At 63.1% G+C, this 21,866-nt stretch carries 10 protein-coding genes, 3 rRNA genes and 3 pseudogenes; 6 read left to right on the top strand and 10 right to left on the bottom strand.

Annotation, left to right across the window (positions count from 1 at the left end; all coding sequences use genetic code 11):
• Window positions 1-2: 2 nt before the first annotated feature.
• The 4 genes and pseudogenes from QFZ70_RS00085 to QFZ70_RS00070 all read right to left on the bottom strand — a co-directional run.
• Window positions 3-626 (bottom strand): annotated as a pseudogene (locus QFZ70_RS00085) (DUF1684 domain-containing protein); the annotation flags it as partial.
• Window positions 623-1,672, bottom strand: a complete 1,050-nt coding sequence (locus QFZ70_RS00080) for a transporter substrate-binding domain-containing protein (protein ID WP_307093505.1) — start codon at window positions 1,670-1,672, stop codon at window positions 623-625. The pseudogene QFZ70_RS00085 and the gene QFZ70_RS00080, both read right to left, overlap by 4 nt.
• Before the next feature lie 12 nt (window positions 1,673-1,684).
• Window positions 1,685-2,527 (bottom strand): amino acid ABC transporter ATP-binding protein, encoded by an 843-nt coding sequence (locus QFZ70_RS00075; RefSeq protein ID WP_307093504.1) that lies wholly within the window; start codon window positions 2,525-2,527, stop codon window positions 1,685-1,687.
• Window positions 2,524-3,606, bottom strand: coding sequence for an amino acid ABC transporter permease (locus QFZ70_RS00070; protein ID WP_307093503.1), 1,083 nt, complete (start codon window positions 3,604-3,606; stop codon window positions 2,524-2,526). Before QFZ70_RS00070 ends, QFZ70_RS00075 begins: the two co-directional genes overlap by 4 nt.
• 262 nt (window positions 3,607-3,868) lie before the next feature.
• Here QFZ70_RS00070 and QFZ70_RS00065 point away from each other — a divergent pair, with 262 nt between their 5' ends.
• From QFZ70_RS00065 to QFZ70_RS00050, 4 genes and pseudogenes are all read left to right on the top strand, one after another.
• Window positions 3,869-5,839 carry an FAD/NAD(P)-binding protein gene (locus tag QFZ70_RS00065; protein ID WP_307093502.1) on the top strand — a complete coding sequence of 657 codons (1,971 nt, stop codon included), beginning with the start codon at window positions 3,869-3,871 and terminating at the stop codon, window positions 5,837-5,839.
• A 135-nt stretch (window positions 5,840-5,974) separates the two neighbouring features.
• On the top strand, window positions 5,975-6,445 hold the full coding sequence (locus QFZ70_RS00060) for a GNAT family N-acetyltransferase (RefSeq protein ID WP_307097754.1): 471 nt from the start codon (window positions 5,975-5,977) through the stop codon (window positions 6,443-6,445).
• 47 nt (window positions 6,446-6,492) lie between these two features.
• A pseudogene (locus QFZ70_RS00055) lies at window positions 6,493-8,236 on the top strand (helicase HerA-like domain-containing protein).
• 69 nt (window positions 8,237-8,305) lie between these two features.
• Window positions 8,306-9,298: a hypothetical protein gene (locus tag QFZ70_RS00050; RefSeq protein ID WP_307093501.1), complete on the top strand. Its 993-nt coding sequence runs from the start codon at window positions 8,306-8,308 to the stop codon at window positions 9,296-9,298.
• 359 nt (window positions 9,299-9,657) lie between these two features.
• Here the strand turns inward: QFZ70_RS00050 and QFZ70_RS00045 are convergent, their stop codons facing one another.
• The 3 genes from QFZ70_RS00045 to QFZ70_RS00035 form a co-directional block, all read right to left on the bottom strand.
• Window positions 9,658-11,697 (bottom strand): NHL domain-containing thioredoxin family protein, encoded by a 2,040-nt coding sequence (locus tag QFZ70_RS00045; protein ID WP_307093500.1) that lies wholly within the window; start codon window positions 11,695-11,697, stop codon window positions 9,658-9,660.
• Entirely contained in the window at window positions 11,697-13,850 is a 2,154-nt protein-coding gene (locus tag QFZ70_RS00040) for a cytochrome c oxidase assembly protein (protein WP_307093499.1), read from the bottom strand. Before QFZ70_RS00040 ends, QFZ70_RS00045 begins: the two co-directional genes overlap by 1 nt.
• A gap of 117 nt (window positions 13,851-13,967) precedes the next feature.
• Window positions 13,968-14,255, bottom strand: coding sequence for an HU family DNA-binding protein (locus tag QFZ70_RS00035; RefSeq protein WP_104045996.1), 288 nt, complete (start codon window positions 14,253-14,255; stop codon window positions 13,968-13,970).
• Window positions 14,256-14,671: 416 nt separating this feature from the next.
• On the opposite strand from QFZ70_RS00035, the gene QFZ70_RS00030 reads away from it, so the two are divergent.
• Together QFZ70_RS00030 and QFZ70_RS00025 are read left to right on the top strand one after the other, a co-directional pair.
• Window positions 14,672-15,451, top strand: coding sequence for a transposase family protein (locus tag QFZ70_RS00030; RefSeq protein WP_307093498.1), 780 nt, complete (start codon window positions 14,672-14,674; stop codon window positions 15,449-15,451).
• A pseudogene (locus QFZ70_RS00025) lies at window positions 15,355-15,962 on the top strand (transposase). The gene QFZ70_RS00030 and the pseudogene QFZ70_RS00025 overlap by 97 nt, the downstream one beginning before the upstream one ends.
• Before the next feature lie 138 nt (window positions 15,963-16,100).
• On the opposite strand, the gene rrf reads toward QFZ70_RS00025, so the two are convergent.
• The 3 genes from rrf to QFZ70_RS00005 all read right to left on the bottom strand — a co-directional run bounded on the left by rrf (window position 16,101) and on the right by QFZ70_RS00005 (window position 21,605).
• Window positions 16,101-16,217, bottom strand: a 5S ribosomal RNA gene (gene rrf / locus QFZ70_RS00015).
• A 230-nt stretch (window positions 16,218-16,447) separates the two neighbouring features.
• Window positions 16,448-19,574, bottom strand: a 23S ribosomal RNA gene (locus QFZ70_RS00010).
• Window positions 19,575-20,080: 506 nt separating this feature from the next.
• Window positions 20,081-21,605, bottom strand: a 16S ribosomal RNA gene (locus QFZ70_RS00005).
• Together the 16S, 23S and 5S rRNA genes form the textbook arrangement of a ribosomal RNA operon.
• Window positions 21,606-21,866: the final 261 nt, after the last annotated feature.

The following is a 21,866-nucleotide window of genomic DNA, read 5'->3' as shown; positions in this document are numbered from 1 at the left end:
TGCTGGTCCTGACGATCGTAGGAGAGTGACCCGGGTGCATGGCCGTTGAACGCTGTCAGTGCCAGCTCCTGGCCGGCCAGCTTGAAGCGGATTTCGCCGGGTGCCTCGTAGACATGCTGGATGCCTTCGACGGCGACACCCTCCGTGGTGGGGCGCGGCGTCTCGAACGGCACATATGTTCCACGGAGGGCGTACGCAACGTCCGGCGAGTAGGCCGGGGTGCCTTGGTAGGCGCGCAGCAATGCGTTCCCCGGGTTCCGCGGCCGCACGATGTACTCGCCGCCGCGCTTGGCCAGCTCAATGACGGTGTCGCCGGAGGTGAGGTTCAGGCCGCCGCGCTCGGCGATTGGGCCGATGACCGTTTCCCCCACCGGCAGGACCTGCCCCTCCAGTTTCAGAACCTCGCCGGGCTCCAGGACCACGGTGACAACGTCATTGATGGCGCTCCAGGTTCCGGGCACACCGTCCAGGGCGGCAGGTTCGGCAATCAACCAGTGCAGGTGGGTGACGGCAAGGAAGCCGTGGGGGTGGGCGCGGTGGCGTTCATGGGCCGAATGCCATTCCTGCCATTCAACGTCAAAGGAGCCAAGCGCGGTTTCAGTGGGCTTGGCTGTAGTCGCTTTCATCGGGATTTCTCATTCTTCGTGGGAGCAGCCTGGGTGGCGGCGAAGTTCTCCTCGGTGATGGTTTTGGAGTCCGGCAGTGCTTCCTCGGACAGGCCCCAGCGCTCCAGCACCTCTGCGTAGGAGCCGTCCTTGATGGCGGCATTCAGGGCCTCCGTGATCACCGGCGCCAGCCCGTTGCCCCGCAAGGTCGTGGCAGCCACGAGGGTTTCGGACGGCCACCCCGCGTTGATCTTGCCCACCACTTTCAGGTCGTCCCGGGTGTTTTCGCGGTAGACGGTGGACGGGTAGGGCGCGATGTTAAGGTCGGTGCGTCCCGAGGACAGCGCCAGGATGGTGTCGGCGTCAGAGGAGTAGTACTGCAGGGTGGCCGGCGCCTTGCCCTTGCTTTCCAGCTCCTTGTTCCACGCCAGCAGGATCTTCTCCTGGTTGGTCCCAGACCCCACGGACACCTTCAGCCCGGAGATGTCATCGGCGCCCTTGATGTCGTAGCTGGCCGACTTCTTGGCCTCAAAGCCCATAAACGCCGCCCGGTAGCTGGCGAAGTCGAACAGCTTCACCCGGTCCTTGTTCACGCCCACGTTGGAAAACACCGCCTCGAAGTCGCCCGACTGGGTCTTCAGCGGCCAGTTCTCCCAGGACGTCACCTGGACGTCCAGCTCCAGGCCCAGCTTGTCCGCCACCAGCTGGGCGATGTCCAGCTCGGAGCCGATGGGCGTCTTGTCATCAGTGGCATGGAAGGACAGCGGGATGGAACCCGCCGTGGTGGCAACGGTCAGTTTGCCGTCCTTGCCGATCAGTTCGGGAACCTTGGCGGCGAGCGCTGCGTCCTTCTCCGCGCGGAGGCGCTGCTGGTCGGGGGAGGTGTTGTACACGACGCCGTTGCGTGCCGCCGTCGTCTGCGCTCCTCCGATGGAGGTGCCGGCGGCTGTTGCGCCGGGATCCGCGCAGGCGGACAGGCCGGCTGCGGCCAGCAGGACGACGGCGGGCAGCGCCGCCAGTAGACGCGTGCGGCGGGGGCGGCTCGAAGGGCCGGTGGGAAATGCCATGGGATGAATCCTTTAGATGTTGAAAGCCGGCTCGAGCACTTTGGAGAGGAAGCTCCGGGTGCGCGGTTCCTGCGGGTTGGTAAAAATCTGCTCGGGGGTACCCTGCTCCACGATCTGCCCCTGGTCCATAAACACCACGGTGTCCGCCACGTCGCGGGCGAAGCCCATCTCGTGGGTGACGATGATCAGCGTGGTACCGGATGTCGCAAGTTCACGGATGACGTCCAGCACTTCGTTGACCAGTTCCGGGTCCAGGGCCGAGGTGGGTTCGTCGAACAGCAGGATCTTGGGGTCAAGCGCCAGGGCACGGGCTATGGCCACGCGCTGCTGCTGGCCGCCGGAGAGCTGGCGGGGGTAGGCGCCGGCACGGTCCTTCAGGCCCACCCGGTCCAGCAGCTCCAGGCCGCGGCGCCGCGCTTCTTCCTTGGTGCGGCGCCCTTTGCCGGGTTGCAGGGCGACGACGGGAGCTTCGGCCACGTTTTCGAGTGCGGTGAGGTGCGGGAACAGGTTGAAATTCTGGAACACCATCCCGATGTCGGTGCGCTGCCGAAGAATCTCCTTCTCCCGCAGCTCATGCAGCTTCCGGCCCCGGACTTCGTAGCCCACCAGCTTGCCGTCAATGGCGATGTGGCCGCTGTCCACCTTTTCCAGGTGGTTGATGGTGCGCAGGAGGGTGGACTTGCCGGAGCCGGAGGGGCCCACGATGACGGCCACGCCGCCGGGCTCGACGGTGACGCTGACGCCCTTGAGCACCTCGTTGGCACCGAAGGATTTGTGGACCTTGGTGATTTCCACCAGGCCGCGGGTGGCAGCAGTGGTTGCCGGTGCTTCGGCAGTTGTGGTTGCGGTGCTCATCGGGCGTTCCCTGCGTTGTTGACCACGGCGTGGGCGGCGAAGAATTTGCGGGCCTTCTGCAAGGGCGTCAGTGGCAGGTTACGCACCGCGCCCTTGGAGTAGTGCCGTTCGATGTAGTACTGGAAGACGCTGAGCACGGAGGTGATCACCACGTACCAGAGGGTTGCCACGAGGAGCAGCGGGAGGACCTGCTGGGTGCGGTTGTAGATGACCTGCACGGTGTAGAACAGCTCGGAGTAGGCCAGGACGTACACAATGGACGTGCCTTTGACCAGGCCGATGATCTCGTTGAAGGCGGTAGGCAGGATGGCCCGCATGGCCTGCGGCAGGACGATGCGGGTGGACCTCCGCCAGGCCGGGATGCCCAGCGCAGCGGCGGCCTCAAGCTGGCCCTGGTCCACGGAAAGGATGCCGCCCCGGATGATCTCCGCGGAATACGCGGCCTGGTTCAGGGTCAGGCCCAGCACAGCTGCAGCGAACTGGCTGATCAGCGTGGTGGTCTGCACCTCGAAGAACCGGACGTCGGTGAACGGGATGCCCAGGATGATTTTTTCGTACAGGTACCCCAGGTTGTACCAGAGCAGCATCTGGACCAGCAGCGGTGTGGACCGGAAGATCCAGGAGAACGTCCAGGAAACGGAGACCAGCAGCGGCGAGGCGGACAGCCGCATCAGCGCCAGGATGAAGCCCAGCACGAAGCCGAGGATGCCGGATATCGCGGTCAGCTTCAGGGTCTCGATCAGCCCGTTGATGACGGACTGGGCGGTGAACCACTGCGCTACGACCCCCCACTCCCAGCGGGGGTTGGTGGCCAGGGACCAGGCGACGGCAAGGACGCCAAGCGCCACCACTGCGGTACCCACCCAGCGCCTGGGATGCTTTGCGGCCACCACGCGGTAAGCGGAGTAATCGGTGGCCACCCGCGCCGTCCCGTCCTCCGGCGGAACCCCGGCCGACCCGAAAGCCGCCGCCGCTGCAGTGGCGTCCGGCGCCAGCCCGGCAGCCGGATGTGCTGTCTGTGCTGTCTGTGCTGTTGCTGATTGTGTTGACTGCGCCGCCGTAGTTGCTGCCGAACTCATGCGCCACCTCGCTTCACTGGTTGGGCCGGAGCTGGTTGCCCCGGTAACTGGCTGCAAATCTAGGACCGGCCGGAAGGGCCCAGCAAGGCAGCAGGTTGCATAACTTCACCGGAGTTCGCACTGCGTCATGAGTCGGTTTTTTGCGTCCTTTGACGGGATGTGACGCCCAATTAACGGGCGTGACAACGCGCTCGACCGCCGCCGGAAACGCTGCCTAGCATGGCACTCCAGCCGCCCCCTACCGCCGCCACCAGGAGCCCCCATGCCAGCGCACATCCCGGCCGTCGTCTTCGTGGGCGGCGGACCCCGCACGGCCGGCGTCCTCGAGCGGATTGCCGCAAACCGTCGCGAGGTCTTCAGCGGGCCGCTGGAGATCCACGTCATAGAGCCGCACGTCCCGGGTTCCGGCCGTATCTGGCGCTACGACCAGGATCCGGGCCTCCTGCTGAATTCCACCGCCGTGGACATCACCATGTTCACTGATGAGTCGGTGGCCTGCGAGGGACCAGCGAGCCATGGCCCGAACCTGGTTGACTGGGCCGCGGGAGTGGTGGACGGCTCCATCACCGACGTGCCGGACTTCCCCCGCTCCTTGTACGATCAGCTCCGGTCCCTCACCGGCGTCACCTTTCCCACGCGCCAGCTGCAGAGCCAGTACCTTGAGTGGTTCTTCCGCCGCACTGCCAGCTCCCTCGGCCGGAGCGTCACCGTCCACCGGACCACGGCCGCTGCTGTCAGCCGGACAAATGACGAGGCTTCCCCTGCCGGTCCCTTGCCTCCGGGCCAACACATCGTCGAACTGGCCAGCGGCCGGGCCCTGCAGGCTGACGTCGTGGTGACCGCCCTGGGCCACACTGACTCCCGCCCTGACGCCGCCTCAGCGGCCTGGGCCGGTTTCGCCGAGCGGCACGGCGGCTACCACGCGGCACCCAGCTACACCACCGACGTCGACTACTCACCCATCGCCCCGGGGCAGGACGTGATCGTTTCCGGTATGGGCCTTGCCTTCATTGACCTCCTGGTCCTCCTGATGGAAGGACGCGGCGGACGCTTCGTTGAAACGCACGACGGCGGCCTGCGGTACCTTGCGTCCGGCAGGGAGCCGAGGCTTTGGGCAGGTTCGCGCCGGGGAGTGCCGTACCACTCGAAGATCTCGGCCACCCTCCGGGGTGAGGCGCCGGGGCCGCTGCGCTTCTTAACCCCCAACAGCGTGGGCGCCCTGCTGGAACGGCACGGGGAACTGGATTTCCGCGGCCATCTGTGGCCGCTGATCGCGAAGGAGGCCGGCTACGGCTACTACCGTGAGCTGCTGACCGGCAGCCCGGCCCGGGCCGCGATGGGCTGGGACGAATTCGCCGCCCGCTACTCGGACCTGGACTGGTACAGCGCCGCCCGCGAGGAACTCGTGGCCGCGGCCGTGCCGGACGCCGCCCTGCACCTTGACCTGGAGCGGCTGGACCGGCCCTTCACGGGCCGCCGCTTTGCCGGGCATCAGGACGTACAGGATGCGGTGGTGGAGCACATCGAGCACGATCTCGCCCTGCGGGACAGCCCCGACCACCCTGAAACCCTCGCCCTTTTCCTTGCGCTGCTCGGCGTGTACATGGAAGTGGGGCGCGTGGTTCCGCCGGAGCGCCTCAATGCCCGGTCCCAGCAGGTGGTTCACGGCTGGTGGCACGGGTTCTTCAGCTTCGTTGACTCCGGGCCTCCCCCGCACCGCCTCCGCCAGATGCTGGCACTGCACCGTGCCGGGCTGCTGCAGTTCCTCGGCCCGGACGTGGAAGTGACGGCAGACGAGTCCACCGGTTTGTTCCATGCCGGCTCGCTGCGTTCCGGCACTTCTGTGGCGGCGAAGGCCCTGATCGAAGCCCGACTGCCTTCGCCCACCGTGGCACGGTCGGTCAACCCGGTCCTCGAATCCCTGCACCGGAACGGCCTCGGCGCGGAGCAGCAACTGCTGACCGCCGACGGGATCCATTCCACGGGCAAGCTGCTGATCTCCAGCCAACACCAGCTGGTCAGCGCCGAGGGAAGACCGCAGCCGACACTCTTCGGAGTCGGCCCCGCCACCTCGGGCTGGGGCGCGGGAGCCTTCGCCCGCCCCGGCACAAACGCGGCGCCATTTCGCGAAAACGATGCACTGGCCCGGAACATCCTTACCGCTGTCCGTGACCTCGCCGCCCAGGAGTCCACCACCATGCCCACAGAACCAGCCGCCGTCGGAAAGAATTGAACCGTGACTGCAGAACCTGACCTCGCGCGCCAACCGCTTGGGATTGGAGGCCAACCCCAGGATGTTGACCGCCAGCCCGTCTCCGTCACGCGCCGGCCGCTTGATCCGGCGGCGCTGACGGTCCTGAACCTCCCCATGCACGATCCGCGGGTCAAGCCGCTGCTGGACGAACTCGCCGTCGAATACGACACCCGCTATGGTGACCTCTTCGGACGGAAAGCGGCGGCGGAGGAGCTGAACCGCTACCCGGCTGACGAGTTCGAGGGCCCGGGTGGCGCGCTCCTGGTGATCCAGGAAAACGGCGAGTCGATTGCCGGTGGGGCCTTCCGCCGCTACGACGCCAGCACCGCCGAACTCAAGCGGATCTGGACCCACTCGGGCCACCGCCGCCGCGGTCTGGCAAAGCGGGTCATGGCCGAGCTGGAAGCCCTCGCCGCCCGCCGAGGGTACACCAGGCTCTACCTCACCACCGGTCCCCGTCAACCGGAGGCAAAGCACCTTTACCTCACCACCGGCTACCAGCCGCAGTTCGATCTGGACGCGGACCCGGCGACGTTGAAGTTCCTGGCCTTCAGCAAGGAGCTTCCCGAGGTTCCGCCGAACTGACGTTTCCTACCCAGCCCGCTGGACGTTGCCGCCGCTAAGCTAGCGGCATGGCCAACAAAACCACAGCAGAGAAGCTTGCCACCATCCAGCAGGGGTACACGCTGGACGGGCCCGCCATCGAACTGGGCGCCGCCATTGTGGACGGTGAACTCCATAAAGAGGCGCAGGTCCGCCTGCCGCTGGCCATGATGAACCGGCACGGCCTGGTGGCAGGCGCCACCGGCACCGGCAAAACCGTCACGCTGCACATGATGGCCGAACAGCTGTCCACCGCGGGCGTTCCGGTCTTCCTGGCCGACATCAAGGGCGATCTCTCAGGCCTGGCCACTGCGGCCGCCGGCAGCGGGAAATTGGCGGCACGCACCGAAGGCATCGGCCAGGCCTGGCAGGGCAAAGCCTTCCCCGTCGAGTTCCTGGCACTGGGCGGGGACGGCAACGGCATCCCGGTCAGGGCCACCGTGACGTCCTTCGGCCCCATCCTGCTCGCGCGGATCATGGAGCTGAACGACACGCAGGAATCCAGCCTGCAGCTCGTGTTCTATTTCGCCGACAAAAACGGCCTGGAGCTGATTGACCTGAAGGACCTCCGGGCGGTCATCCAGTTCCTGACCTCGGCAGAAGGCAAGGACCAGCTGGAGGAGCTCGGCGGGTTGTCCAAGGCCACCGCCGGGGTGATCCTGCGCGAACTGGTGAACCTCGAGGCCCAGGGGCTGGAGAAGTTCTTCGGCGAACCGGAGTTTGATACCGCCGAGCTCCTGCGAACCGCGCCGGACGGGCGCGGCGTGGTCACCTGCCTGGAACTGCCCACCCTGCAGACCAAGCCCATGCTGTTTTCCACCTTCCTGATGTGGCTGCTGGCCGACCTGTTCGAGGACCTGCCCGAGGCCGGCGACCTGGACAAACCCAAACTGGTGTTCTTCCTCGACGAGGCCCACCTCCTTTTCAATGACGCCTCCAAGGCCTTCCTTGAGGCCATCACCACCACCATCCGGCTCATCCGCTCCAAGGGTGTGGGGATCTTCTTCGTCACCCAGACCCCCAAGGACGTTCCGGCTGACGTCCTCGGCCAGCTCGCCAACCGGGTACAGCATGCCCTGCGCGCGTTCACCCCGGAGGACGCAAAGGCGCTCAAGGCGACGGTCTCCACGTTCCCGGTGAGCGACTACGACCTCGAAGAGACGCTGACGTCCGCGGGCATTGGCGAAGCCGTCATCACCGTCATGAACGAGAAGGGCGCGCCCACCCCCGTGGCCCTGACCCGGCTGCGCGCCCCTGAATCCGTGATGGGGCCCAGCGACGAGGCCCTGGTTCGAAGCACCGTGGCCGGGTCGGCCCTGCTCAGCAAGTACGGGACCGCCGTGGACAACCTCTCCGCGTACGAGAAGCTCACCGGCAAGGCTGCGGCTCCCACCGGACCCGCCCGCGCCTGGCCAACCGCCTGTTCCCGCCGGCGCTGGTGCTCCTGGACGCGATTCAGGCTTCGGAACCGCCGGCGGTGCGGACATTGATGCCGAGGCACGGCGGATCGAAGAGGAGATCCTGGGCCGGCCCAGCAGCAGGCCTGCTCCCAAGCCAACGTCCACCAGGCAGAGTTCGGGCAGCGCCCGCGCAGAAGCACCCCGCACCACCCGCCCGGAGCCGGGGGACGGCATGATGGGCGACTTCGGCGGCGTTCTTGGCGGCGCCCTTGGAGGCGGGTTGAAGAGCATGGCCAGGTCCATAGGAACGCAGCTGGGACGCGAACTGCTGAGGGGTGTTTTCGGCACGTCGTCCCGGCGCCGCCGCCGCTGACAGGTACCGCTCACAGCTGACTCAACTGCCGTCGTCGGGCGCATGGCAGGTAACGTATGGAACGTGCAAATGAGTCAAGCGTTGGTGAGGATAGCGGCCGGATGGCTGCTGGGCCTCATGCTTGCTGTGGCCGGCGCCATCGTTGCCATTAACCTCGTGAACAATACTGTGGCCAGCCCGCAGCAGCCGGTACGCGAGTATCTGGACGCGCTGCAGAGCGGTGACGGCGGCAAGGCGCTGGGTCTTCTGCGGGCAACGGTGCCGCCCAGCAACGCCGCAATGCTCGATGGCACTGCCCTGCAGACCGCCGTGTCCCGCTTTACCAATGTGAGCATCGGAGAGGCTGAGGAGCGCCCCGGCGGCCAGGTGGTGGTGCCGATGGAATACACCATCGACGGCAGCCGGCTGCGCACCGAGTTCGCGCTGCAGAAGACCGGAACCGAGTGGATCTTCTTCAACACCTGGGCGTTTGTTCCGTCCCGGCTGCCTACCGTTGATGTCACGGTGGTCAATTCCAGCGAGGCAACGGTCAACGGCGTGGACGTCAACATGCCGAATGGCCGGAACTCCTTCGCTGTTTTCTACCCGGGCGAATACGAGGCCACGGTGAACGGGGAATACTTCTCTGCGCCCGCCAGCCGTGCCACCGTGACCACCCGTGACGTCCCCGTGGCACCGCTCAATCTGCTGACCCAGGCCACGGACAGCCTGAAGACGGACGTGGCGGCGAAGGTCAAGGAGTTCCTGGACGGCTGTGCGGCCCAGGCTGTCAAGGAGCAGAAGCTCCAGCCGGACTGCCCCTTCTACTACGCCAGCAACAACCGGGTCCAGGACGGCAGCATCAAATGGTCCGTGACTGAATATCCCAACGTGGCCATCGAGCCCTTTGACGGGCGCTGGGTGGTGGCGCCGCTGGACGGCAAGGCGAGAGTGGAGGCGCTCCAGCAGAACCTGTTCACCGGCGCCTGGTACCCCTTGGACGAAGAAGTGGACTTCAGCTTCACCACCCGCCTGGACGTCACAGGAGACACCATCAAAGTGACACCGCTGCTCAGCTTCTGAGTCTTTTACGGGCGAGCACCGACAGGACCTCACGGCATCCACCCCGACAGCCGCTTCCCTCCGGTGGGTACACATGGCGCGGCCCGGACGACGACGGCAAGCACCAGAGATTGTAGTGCCAAGGCTTTGTGAACCTCCATGGGGCCATGGTGGCCAATTGGTGCCATGCACAGCAGCTGTGGTCCGCGCTAATCCATACCGGAAAACCCGTCACGGCGAGCACGCTTTATGGGCTCTTGACCGCACCAGTCCCCGCAAACGCAAGGCCCTCCCAAGGGACACCACGCAAAAAGGCTGCCGCCCGTGACGCGTATGTCACGGGCGGCAGCCATTTCAGAATAAGGACGACGGCGGCGCGATCAGTCCATGCCGCGCAGGTCCAGCACCAGCTCGGTATCGCCGTCGCTCTGCAGCAGCACAGGGATGCCCCAGTCCTGCTGGTAAAGGTGGCAGGCCGCGTGGTCCGGGATTTCGCCGTCCTCGGTTTCGGGACCGTCGCAGGCCGCGGCGCGGGCGGTGATGTGCAGGACGCCTTCGGGCACGTCTGCGGACAGCTCAAGGGTACGGAGCAGTCCCACCGACGTTCCGCCGCCGGACACCAGCAGCTCGGGCGGAGTGGAGGAGATCTTCAGCTGGGTGGGGTCACCCCAGCGGTCATCCAGTTTCTGCCCGGTGGGCGCGGTGAAACGTACCGTCAGTTCCAAGGGGCCGGGTGCCACCGGGCTCTTCGGCCGGTGAGTCTGCGACGCGCCCTCGTCCACCTGCTGCGCTTCCTTGGGAATGGGGACGTACACCAGCTGGTGCTGGTTGGCCTCCACCACCACGAGCAGCGGCTCGGAACCGGCTGACTGAGTGTGGTCCACAATCACGTCCGAGGGCTCCAGAAGTCCACGTGCCAGCGTGGAAACAGTTCCCGCCGCGGGGTCGTAGCGGCGTACCGCACCGTTGTAGGTATCGGCGATTGCCACCGAACCGTCCGGCAGCACCGTCACGCCGAGCGGGTGCTGGAGCCGGGCTTCAGCCGCGGCACCGTCCCGGAAGCCGAAGTCGAACAGGCCCTTGCCGACGGCGGACTCCACGGTGATGGCGCCGTCGTCGCTGATGACGAGCTTGCGGAGGGCGGACGTTTCGGAATCCGCCACCCAGATGTTGCCCGCCGCGTCTTCGGCGAGCCCGGAGGGCTGGGCGAACCAGGCCTCGTGGGCCGGGCCGTCCAGCAGGCCTTCCAGGCCGTTACCGGCTTCGATGGCCACGGCACCGGTCAGCGGATCAAAGCTGAAGATCTGGTGCGTGCCGGCCATGGCGATCACCACGGCGTGGAGCTTGCTGGACCAGACAAGATCCCATGGCGAGCTCAGGGAGACCTCAAGCGGGTGTTCACTCAGGCGGCCGGTGAATCCGGCAGCGTCCTCGTCAACGCGGGCCGGGCCGGTCTCCAGCAGGCGCTGGATGCCGTTGCCCACGAGGGTGGTCACCTTCCCGTCCTGGAGTGAGAGTCCGCGGAGCCGGTGGTTCACGGAATCTGCAATCACGACGTCGTAGCCTGCCTTGGCTGCCACATCTTCCGGCAGCAGAACCAGGCCCTGGGGCTCGTTGAACCGGGCGGTAGCCTCAACACCGGCGGCGGGGCCGTCAGCGTAGCCCTTGGTGCCGGAGCCGTAGGTGCCCAGTACGGTGTGGAAGTCGGTGCCCAGTTCCACCAGGCGGTGGTGGCCCGTGTCGGTGACCAGCCACGAACCCCGTGCTGCTGAACCGTTGGACGCTGTGCCCTGCGTGGCGGCACCTGCCGCTGCATCGGCGTCGTCCGTTCCCTCTGCGGCGGCTGAACCGCGCCCGGCGGGCAGGAAGAGCGCCTTGCCGGGGAAGCGCAGCGTCCCTGAGCTGGGCTCAGGGGCGACGTACGGGCCGGAGCCGCGGTGCAGCGTCCCCTTGGCCTCGTGTTCGGCGATGAGCTCGGGGATCAGCACCGCCAGTCCGTCCGCGTGGCCTTCACCGGAAAGGTGCGCCACGATGTAGCCCTCGGGGTCGATGACCACCAGGGTGGGCCAGGCCCGCGCGGTGTAGGCCTTCCAGGTGTCCAGCTCCGGATCGTCCAGGACGGGGTGGTGGATTTCGTATCGCTCTACGGCGGCGGCCAGCGCAACGGGGTCCGCTTCGTGTTCGAACTTTGGCGAGTGGACGCCCACCGTGACCAGGACGTCGGAGTACTGTTCCTCGAGCGGCCGCAGTTCGTCCAGGACGTGCAGGCAGTTGATGCAGCAGAAGGTCCAAAAGTCCAGCAGCACGATCTTGCCGCGCAGGGCGTCAAGGTCCAGCGATTTGCCGCCGGTGTTCAGCCAATTGCGGCCCACCAGTTCGGAGGCCCGGACCCGGGCGTGGGTGCGTACGGTTTCGCTCATCAGCGTCCTTCCAGCTTGTTTCGTTCAGCCAGCTTGGCGTCGCGTTCAGCCAATTTGGCAAACATATCGTTGTAAGCGGTGAGATCGGCGTCGTTATTCCTGTCCGCCGCCCGGTCCACGCGTTTGGTCTCCCGCTGGTCTGACCGGGACCACATGATGGCAACACCGATGGCCACCAGGAGCGTTGGTACCTCGCCGATGCCCCAGGCCACCGCTCCGCCGGTCTGCTGGTCCAGCAGCGCCGACTGACCCCAGGCCCGCCCCAGGTTGCCGAAGTAGTCAGCCGCCAGGAGGTTGGTTCCGCCCATGATCGCCACACCGAAGAAGGCGTGGAAGCCCATGGTGGCAAGGAGCAGCAGCAGCCGCATCGGGTACGGTGCCCGGAGCGGCAGCGGGTCAGAGCCGATCATGCTCAGGACGAAGATGTAGCCCGTGAGCAGGAAGTGCACAATCATCAGTTCGTGCCCCACGTGCTCGCGCATGGCAAACCCGAACAGGTCCGAGTAGTAGAACAGGACGATCGAACCGGCGAAGTTTGCGGCGGCGAAGAGCGGATGCGTGACCACCTGCGAGAACCTGGAGTGCACAAATACCAGCAGCCATTCCCTCGGGCCGCGTGAACCGTCACCCCGCGGGGGCATCGCGCGCAGGGCGAGGGTCACGGGTGCGCCGAGGACCAGGAAGATGGGGGCCACCATGGTGAGCGCCATGTGGTCCACCATGTGCGCCGAGAACAGGACGCGGCCATAGACCGACGGCGGTCCGGACGTGATGTAGGTGAGCACCAGCAGGCCGATCACCCAGTTCACGGACCGGAACCACTGCCATGTGTCGCCCCGGCGGTGGATCTTCGCCACGCCGAGGAAGTAGGAGACCAGCCCGAACAGCGCGACGGCAATCCAAAGCCAGTCCAACCGCCACTCTGTGAGCCAGCGGGCGGGGGTCAGCTCCGGGGGGAGTTCGTAGCCGGTGAGGATGAACGCGGGCGAGGCATCAGGTGCATACGTGGTGGACTGGGGCGGGGCAGAACGGCCCAGGGCCACGGCCACGCCGGAGGTGGCCCCCATGACCAGGAATTCAGCCAGGACGAGCTGCCATAGGACCCTTCGCGAGGACATTGTGGAGCCCTTGCGGTTCAGCTGGGGGATCACCCATTGGCGGTGCATGAAGCCGATCCCGCCCAGGACCAGCGTTGCGGCGGACTTGGCCAGGATCAGCTGGCCGTAGGACGAGCCGAAGAGGTCGCCCCAGTTGGTGATCCGGATGCTGGCGTTGATGACGCCGGAGGCGAAGACCAGCACAAAGGCGAAGCCCGCCAGGGAAGAGAACCTTTTGAGTGTGGCCTCGGTGATATCCGCCGTCCCGCCCGCTTTGGAGCCTGTCAGGATCCCGGACAGCAGCGCCAGCATGATGATGCCGCCCACCCAGGTACTGACGCCCACCAGGTGCAGGCCAAGCGAGTTGATGGCGCCTTCGTGGTCTGACGAGCTCGAGGAGTGCCCGATCAGGGCCGTCGGCACCAGACCGATGAGCGCCAGGATCAGGGTCAGGGCCAGTCCGCCAAGGGACCTGACGCCGAACAGGGCAGTTGTCACCACGGCGGCGATGATGGTGACGGCGAGCCATGCCCGGCCCGTCTCGATGTCCGTCATGAAATAGACCAGGGCCTGGGTGAACTCTGCGTCACCGGAAACGCCCTGCCCGGCCACGTCAGAATAGGTGAGCACCAGGACTGCAATGGCGGACAAGGTCCAAACGGCGCCCGCAGCGGCTGCGAGGGCCAAGGCGCGGGTGAAGGCGGGATGTTCTGCGTCTTCTGCAGTTGCGTCCCGGTCCCTGCTGCGGAGTCCCAAACGCTTGGGCAGGATGCCTACGGCAAAGATGAGGCCGCCGATGACCGTAGCCACTGCGACGTTGTGGATCGCCTTGCTGACGGGCAGGCCCCAGCGAACCAAGGCGCCCGGATCCGAGACCTCGCGGGCGGCGGCCGCGCCGGAAAAGACGAGTGCCGCCACGAGTCCGAGAAAGAGCGCTGCCAGTCCCGCCAGCTGCCATGCCCTGGAGACGCCGAGGGCACCGATGCCTTGCCCAGGAGCTCCCTTGCCGGGAGCTGACTGGGTTGCTGTGGATTGGGGTTTTGCGGCAGAAGGCACCTATCCATTGTCCGCTACCCTTGCCCGGGCCGCGAATCGCCTTAAAAGCAAAAGGGGCGGCAACCCTGTGGTTGCCACCCCTTGTCCACGCCGGTCTGATGCCGGGAGGAAGAAGCTTTACTTCTTGTTGGAGACCGCAGCCTTCAGCTTGGAGCCGGCGGTCAGCTTGACGCTGTGGCCGGCGGCGATCTGAATGGTCTCACCCGTCTGCGGGTTGCGGCCGGTGCGTGCTGCACGGTCGGTGCGCTCGACGGCGAGCCAGCCCGGGATGGTGATCTTCTCGCCCGCGGCAACGGAAGTCTCGAAAACCTCGAACAGCGCGTCGAGGACGGAGTTGACGGCTGCCTGGCTGGTGCCGGCCTTGCCTGCTACCTCTGAAACAAGTTCACTACGGTTCTTAGCCATTGATGTCCTCCTGGACGGTCATGATTTCTGGAGCCTGCACGCGGCATGCGTACAAGCCACTCTTCGAAAACTTACCAGCTTGGGCCGGTCTGGTCGGCAAATTCCGCGTGTTTCCGCGACTTTTTGAGGTTAATCACCAGATTCTTGAGGAATCGCGGCCGTCCCGGGCATCAAACGCGCGCCCTTTAGCCCTTACCGCCGCACCTACGGAACAGCCCACCTCCTGCGCCTCCCGTCGCCTGGGACGCGTTGTCTTTTGCTGCGCCCGCCCCTGCAACGCTCTCGCTCTTTCTGGTGGTTAAAGGGCTCTTCACGGTTGATGGGGAATTGAGTTCGTGTCGTTGAAGACAAAGGGGCCCGTGGCCCTGCTGGGATGAGTGTGTCTAGCATTCAACCTGGAACAGGACCACGAGCCTTTGAACGAGCCTACCGGGGTCGCAGCCGACGCTGCCACCATCCTCTTCAACCTGCCCGACTACCGCGTCATCTCCACCACTATCACTGCCGGCCGCCGGCAGGTCATCATCGAAACCGACCAGCTGCCCGGCTGCCCGAGCTGCGGGGTCATCGCATCCCGGCGGAAAGAGCGCCGTCTTCAACGACTCCGCGATGTTCCCGTCGCCGGACCGGTAGACGTGCTCTGGTCCAAGTACCGCTGGTACTGCGAAGAGCCAGCGTGTGACCGGCTGTCGTTCTTTGAATCGACCCCGCAGGTGCCGCGCCGTTCCCGCTCGACGAGCCGGCTGCGGGACCAACTCGTCAACGCCGTCATCCGCTCAGGCAGGGCTGTCTCGGAGACAGCTGCCGGCTTCGCCGTGTCCTGGTGGATGGTCCGGGCGGCGGTGACCGAGGCCTGCGTGCTGCAGCTGCCTGACGTGGACAAACTGAGCCCGCGGATGCTGGGCATCGATGAACACCGGTTCCGGTCGGTGCGCTATTTTCAGGACCCGACCACGAAGGCGTGGACTCGGTTCGAGCCGTGGATGACAACGATCGTGGATCTGGACACCGGTCAGGTCCTGGGCGTGGTCGACGGGCGGGACCACAAATGCGTCGGGGAGACTGGTTGTTCGCCCGGCCCCTGGAATGGCGCCTGGCCGTGCAGGTCGTCGCGATCGACCCCTCGGCGGCATTCCGTAAAGCGTTGCGGATGTGGCTTCCCCGCACGGCGGTCGCAGTTGATCACTTTCACCTGATCTCGCTGGCCAACCAGGCCATGACCGAGACCCGGCAGAACCTCTCCCAACAGGTCAAGGGCCGCCGCGGCCGGGCCATCGACAAGGCCTGGGCCCACCGCATGCTCCTGCTGCGCGGCGGCGACAACCTCAGCTGCCGAGCAGCCCTCCGACTCGAGGAAGTGTTCGCCCTGGACGATCCAACAGGCACGCTCCAAGCCGTCTGGAAGTCAAGGAACAGCTCAGGGCACTGCTTCGCACCGGCTCCCTGGAAGACGCGACGGCGGCCAAGAAGGTACTCGAGGAGCTGGTCAAGGCAGCCGCGAGGGCGGTGACGAACAGGCTCTACCGCACCGTCTGCCGGTGGTGGAAGGAGATCGAGGTGATGATCATTACCGGCGCCACTACTGGCAAGGTCGAGGCCAACAACACCGCGATCAAGAACATCAAACGCACCGCCCGCGGCTACCGCAACCCAGCCAATTACAAATCGGTTATTCTCTTGAGAAGTGCCGTCCGGACGGCGGCATGATGCTCATCTCAGGGATTCCATTTCCCCACGAACCGTGAAGAGCCGGTTAAAGTGCTGGCTTCTGCCGCTGCTGCGCTGCCTCATGGTGGTTAAAGTGGTAGGGCCCTGACGTCGTGTCAGGGCCCTACTCTAATTTATGTCCGGCGGTGACCTACTCTCCCACACCCTCCCGGGTGCAGTACCATCGGCGCTGTGGGTCTTAGCTTCCGGGTTCGGAATGGGACCGGGCGTTTCCCCCACGCTATGACCGCCGTAACCCTTGCTCCGCACCCTGGCACCCGGGGCGTGCCCGGGCGGGTGGGAAAATTTTTGGTTACAACATCGCTCCGTGTGTTGGAGCTGTGGTGTTGTTATTCAGTTATCGGTTCTCAAGCAACGGGTTTGTTGTTCGGGAACCACATAGTGGACGCAAGCAGTCTTGTTTATCTTTTACCACCCTCTTGGGTGCAAACCTCTTTTGAAGGATTGGTTTGCGGGGGTGGTGTGTGGTGTAAGTTATCGGCCTATTAGTACCGGTCAGCTTCACGAGTCGTTAGTCCTCGCTTCCACATCCGGCCTATCAACCCAGTGGTCTGGCTGGGGGCCTCTCACACACAAGGTGTATGGAAATCTCATCTTGAAGCGAGCTTCCCGCTTAGATGCTTTCAGCGGTTATCCCATCCGAACGTAGCTAATCAGCGGTGCACTTGGCAGTACAACTGACACACCAGAGGTTCGTCCGTCCCGGTCCTCTCGTACTAAGGACAGCCCTTCTCAAATTTCCTGCGCGCGCAGCGGATAGGGACCGAACTGTCTCACGACGTTCTAAACCCAGCTCGCGTACCGCTTTAATGGGCGAACAGCCCAACCCTTGGGACCTACTCCAGCCCCAGGATGCGACGAGCCGACATCGAGGTGCCAAACCATGCCGTCGATATGGACTCTTGGGCAAGATCAGCCTGTTATCCCCGAGGTACCTTTTATCCGTTGAGCGACGGCCATTCCACAATGTACCGCCGGATCACTAGTCCCGACTTTCGTCCCTGCTCGAGATGTCTCTCTCACAGTCAAGCTCCCTTGTGCACTTACACTCGACACCTGATTGCCAACCAGGCTGAGGGAACCTTTGGGCGCCTCCGTTACTTTTTAGGAGGCAACCGCCCCAGTTAAACTACCCATCAGGCACTGTCCCTGACCCGGATTACGGGCCGAAGTTAGATGTCCAAAGTGACCAGAGTGGTATTTCAACGATGACTCCACCCGAACTGGCGTCCGGGCTTCAACGTCTCCCACCTATCCTACACAAGCCACTCCGAACACCAATACCAAACTATAGTAAAGGTCTCGGGGTCTTTCCGTCCTGCTGCGCGTAACGAGCATCTTTACTCGTACTGCAATTTCGCCGAGTTTATGGTTGAGACAGCGGGGAAGTCGTTACTCCATTCGTGCAGGTCGGAACTTACCCGACAAGGAATTTCGCTACCTTAGGATGGTTATAGTTACCACCGCCGTTTACTGGGGCTTAAATTCTCAGCTTCGCCTTGCGGCTAACCGGTCCTCTTAACCTTCCAGCACCGGGCAGGAGTCAGTCCGTATACATCGTCTTGCGACTTCGCACGGACCTGTGTTTTTAGTAAACAGTCGCTTCCCCCTGGTCTCTGCGGCCCCGATCCCCTCCCACCAGCAAGTGGTGTTCAAGGTTGGGGCCCCCCTTCTCCCGAAGTTACGGGGGCATTTTGCCGAGTTCCTTAACCATAATTCTCTCGATCGCCTTAGTATTCTCTACCTGATCACCTGTGTCGGTTTGGGGTACGGGCGGCTAAAACCTCGCGTCGATGCTTTTCTCGGCAGCATAGGATCACCAAATCCCCCCAAACGGGGGTCCCATCAGATCTCAGGCATCATGAACAGCGGATTTGCCTACCGTTCGCCCTACATCCTTAGACCGGGACAACCATCGCCCGGCTTGGCTACCTTCCTGCGTCACACCTGTTAATACGCTTGCCTCCCAGGATCAGGTCCTGCGCTCCACCAAAACCCTCACACCACAAGGGTGATCGGGCAGGTCTCGGGCAGTTAGTATCCCCTGTTCAGCATGGGCGGTTTTTCGCCGGTACGGGAATATCAACCCGTTGTCCATCGACTACGCCTGTCGGCCTCGCCTTAGGTCCCGACTTACCCAGGGCAGATTAGCTTGACCCTGGAACCCTTGATCATTCGGCGGACGGGTTTCTCACCCGTCTTTCGCTACTCATGCCTGCATTCTCACTCGTGTAGGCTCCACCGCTGGTTTACACCGCGACTTCACTGCCCACACGACGCTCCCCTACCCATCCAGACGCCTGAACCACAAGGGCTTAGCTAATATCTGAATGCCACAACTTCGGCGGTGTACTTGAGCCCCGCTACATTGTCGGCGCGGAATCACTTGACCAGTGAGCTATTACGCACTCTTTTAAGGATGGCTGCTTCTAAGCCAACCTCCTGGTTGTCTTCGCAACTCCACATCCTTTCCCACTTAGCACACGCTTAGGGGCCTTAGTTGGTGGTCTGGGCTGTTTCCCTCTCGACTATGAAGCTTATCCCCCACAGTCTCACTGCTGCGCTCTCACTTACCGGCATTCGGAGTTTGGCTGACGTCAGTAACCTTGTAGGGCCCATTAGCCATCCAGTAGCTCTACCTCCGGTAAGAAACACGCAACGCTGCACCTAAATGCATTTCGGGGAGAACCAGCTATCACGAAGTTTGATTGGCCTTTCACCCCTACCCACAGCTCATCCCCTCCATTTTCAACTGAAGTGGGTTCGGTCCTCCACGACGTCTTACCGTCGCTTCAACCTGGCCATGGGTAGATCACTTCGCTTCGGGTCTAGATCACGCCACTGCAACGCCCTATTCAGACTCGCTTTCGCTACGGCTTCCCCACACGGGTTAACCTCGCGACGTAACACTAACTCGCAGGCTCATTCTTCAAAAGGCACGCCGTCACCAGAATCAGACTGGCTCCGACGGATTGTAAGCACACGGTTTCAGGTACTGTTTCACTCCCCTCCCGGGGTACTTTTCACCTTTCCCTCACGGTACTGGTCCGCTATCGGTCATTAGGGAGTATTTAGGCTTATCAGGTGGTCCTGACAGATTCACACGGGATTTCTCGGGCCCCGTGCTACTTGGGATACTCATCCAGGCGGTACACAACATTTCGGTTACGGGGCTCACACCCTCTCTGGCCGGCCTTTCAAGACCGTTCACCTATGCCTGCACATCACACCCCACCAGCCCGGCAGAACTGGTATGGAAAGTCCCACAACCCCGACCATGCAACGCCCGCCGGCTATCACACATGGAACGGTTTAGCCTGATCCGCGTTCGCTCGCCACTACTAACGGAATCACTATTGTTTTCTCTTCCTGCGGGTACTGAGATGTTTCACTTCCCCGCGTTCCCTCCACGCACCCTATGTGTTCAGATGCGGGTCACCAGGCGACTCGCGCCCCTGGCGGGGTTTCCCCATTCGGACACCCTGGGATCACAGTCCGGTTATCGACTCCCCCAGGCTTATCGCAGATTCCTACGTCCTTCTTCGGCTCCTAATGCCAAGGCATCCACCGTGTGCTCTTAAAAACTTGACCACAAAGATCAAAAAACTACTTCACGAGAGAACCACGAAAACCAACCACACCCAACAACCACCAACCCCGAAAGGTCAGCCATCATCACGCGCAGCCAGATCCAGGTTCATATTCTTGGAAATTGCTTCTTATAAAAGATGCTCGCGTCCACTATGTAGTTCTCAAACAACAACCCCAAACCACACACCCCACACACAAACGTGCATGATCGGTACGGCCAGGAAAACCAGAAACACAAGTCCCGGGCAAAAACCCGGTCCTGTTGCCTCAGGACCCAACAGTGTGCCAAACACCACCCAACAACCCGGACCAGCAAGCGTTCCTGAACCAACCCCCCAAAGGAGATCAACCCGTACTAACCACCAGACCGCGCCACCAGGCACCTATTCATTGATATTCCACCCTTGAGCACCCGCCGCAGAACAAACGTCTGCGCAACGGGCATATACTCCTGACAAACCCCACCACCCACATACATGAGGACGGCGCTTGTAGGTGCTCCTTAGAAAGGAGGTGATCCAGCCGCACCTTCCGGTACGGCTACCTTGTTACGACTTAGTCCCAATCGCCAGTCCCACCTTCGACAGCTCCCTCCCACAAGGGGTTAGGCCACCGGCTTCGGGTGTTACCAACTTTCGTGACTTGACGGGCGGTGTGTACAAGGCCCGGGAACGTATTCACCGCAGCGTTGCTGATCTGCGATTACTAGCGACTCCGACTTCATGGGGTCGAGTTGCAGACCCCAATCCGAACTGAGACCGGCTTTTTGGGATTAGCTCCACCTCGCAGTATCGCAACCCTTTGTACCGGCCATTGTAGCATGCGTGAAGCCCAAGACATAAGGGGCATGATGATTTGACGTCGTCCCCACCTTCCTCCGAGTTGACCCCGGCAGTCTCCTATGAGTCCCCACCATCACGTGCTGGCAACATAGAACGAGGGTTGCGCTCGTTGCGGGACTTAACCCAACATCTCACGACACGAGCTGACGACAACCATGCACCACCTGTAAACCGACCGCAAGCGGGGCACCTGTTTCCAGGTCTTTCCGGTTCATGTCAAGCCTTGGTAAGGTTCTTCGCGTTGCATCGAATTAATCCGCATGCTCCGCCGCTTGTGCGGGCCCCCGTCAATTCCTTTGAGTTTTAGCCTTGCGGCCGTACTCCCCAGGCGGGGCACTTAATGCGTTAGCTACGGCGCGGAAAACGTGGAATGTCCCCCACACCTAGTGCCCAACGTTTACGGCATGGACTACCAGGGTATCTAATCCTGTTCGCTCCCCATGCTTTCGCTCCTCAGCGTCAGTTAATGCCCAGAGACCTGCCTTCGCCATCGGTGTTCCTCCTGATATCTGCGCATTTCACCGCTACACCAGGAATTCCAGTCTCCCCTACATCACTCTAGTCTGCCCGTACCCACCGCAGATCCGGAGTTGAGCCCCGGACTTTCACGGCAGACGCGACAAACCGCCTACGAGCTCTTTACGCCCAATAATTCCGGATAACGCTTGCGCCCTACGTATTACCGCGGCTGCTGGCACGTAGTTAGCCGGCGCTTCTTCTGCAGGTACCGTCACTTTCGCTTCTTCCCTACTGAAAGAGGTTTACAACCCGAAGGCCGTCATCCCTCACGCGGCGTCGCTGCATCAGGCTTGCGCCCATTGTGCAATATTCCCCACTGCTGCCTCCCGTAGGAGTCTGGGCCGTGTCTCAGTCCCAGTGTGGCCGGTCACCCTCTCAGGCCGGCTACCCGTCGTCGCCTTGGTGAGCCATTACCTCACCAACAAGCTGATAGGCCGCGAGTCCATCCAAAACCACAAAAAGCTTTCCACCCCCCACCATGCGATGAGGAGTCATATCCGGTATTAGACCCAGTTTCCCAGGCTTATCCCAGAGTCAAGGGCAGGTTACTCACGTGTTACTCACCCGTTCGCCACTAATCCCCCCAGCAAGCTGGAGATCATCGTTCGACTTGCATGTGTTAAGCACGCCGCCAGCGTTCATCCTGAGCCAGGATCAAACTCTCCGTTGAAGTAAAACAAAAACAGAAACCACCCGGAAACCACGGAAATAACGCAGCAACCAGACAGCAAAAATTTGAAACCAGCTGTAAAAACCAGACCACCCACAGGGGCGGGCAGCCCGATCAATTCAACCAATCACTAAAACAATTGGTATCAACAAACTTGGCACACTATTGAGTTCTCAAACAACAGACACACCCGGCACCACCACAACAACAAGTCAAGGATCGCTCCGGAGCAACTTTTCAAACTTACCCGAACCCCCGAAG

It is taken from the genome of Arthrobacter sp. V1I9, assembly GCF_030817075.1.
Taxonomy (GTDB): Bacteria; Actinomycetota; Actinomycetes; order Actinomycetales; family Micrococcaceae; genus Arthrobacter.
Note: the sequence above shows the minus strand (reverse complement) of the source record. Positions and strands in the feature narration are given on the sequence as shown.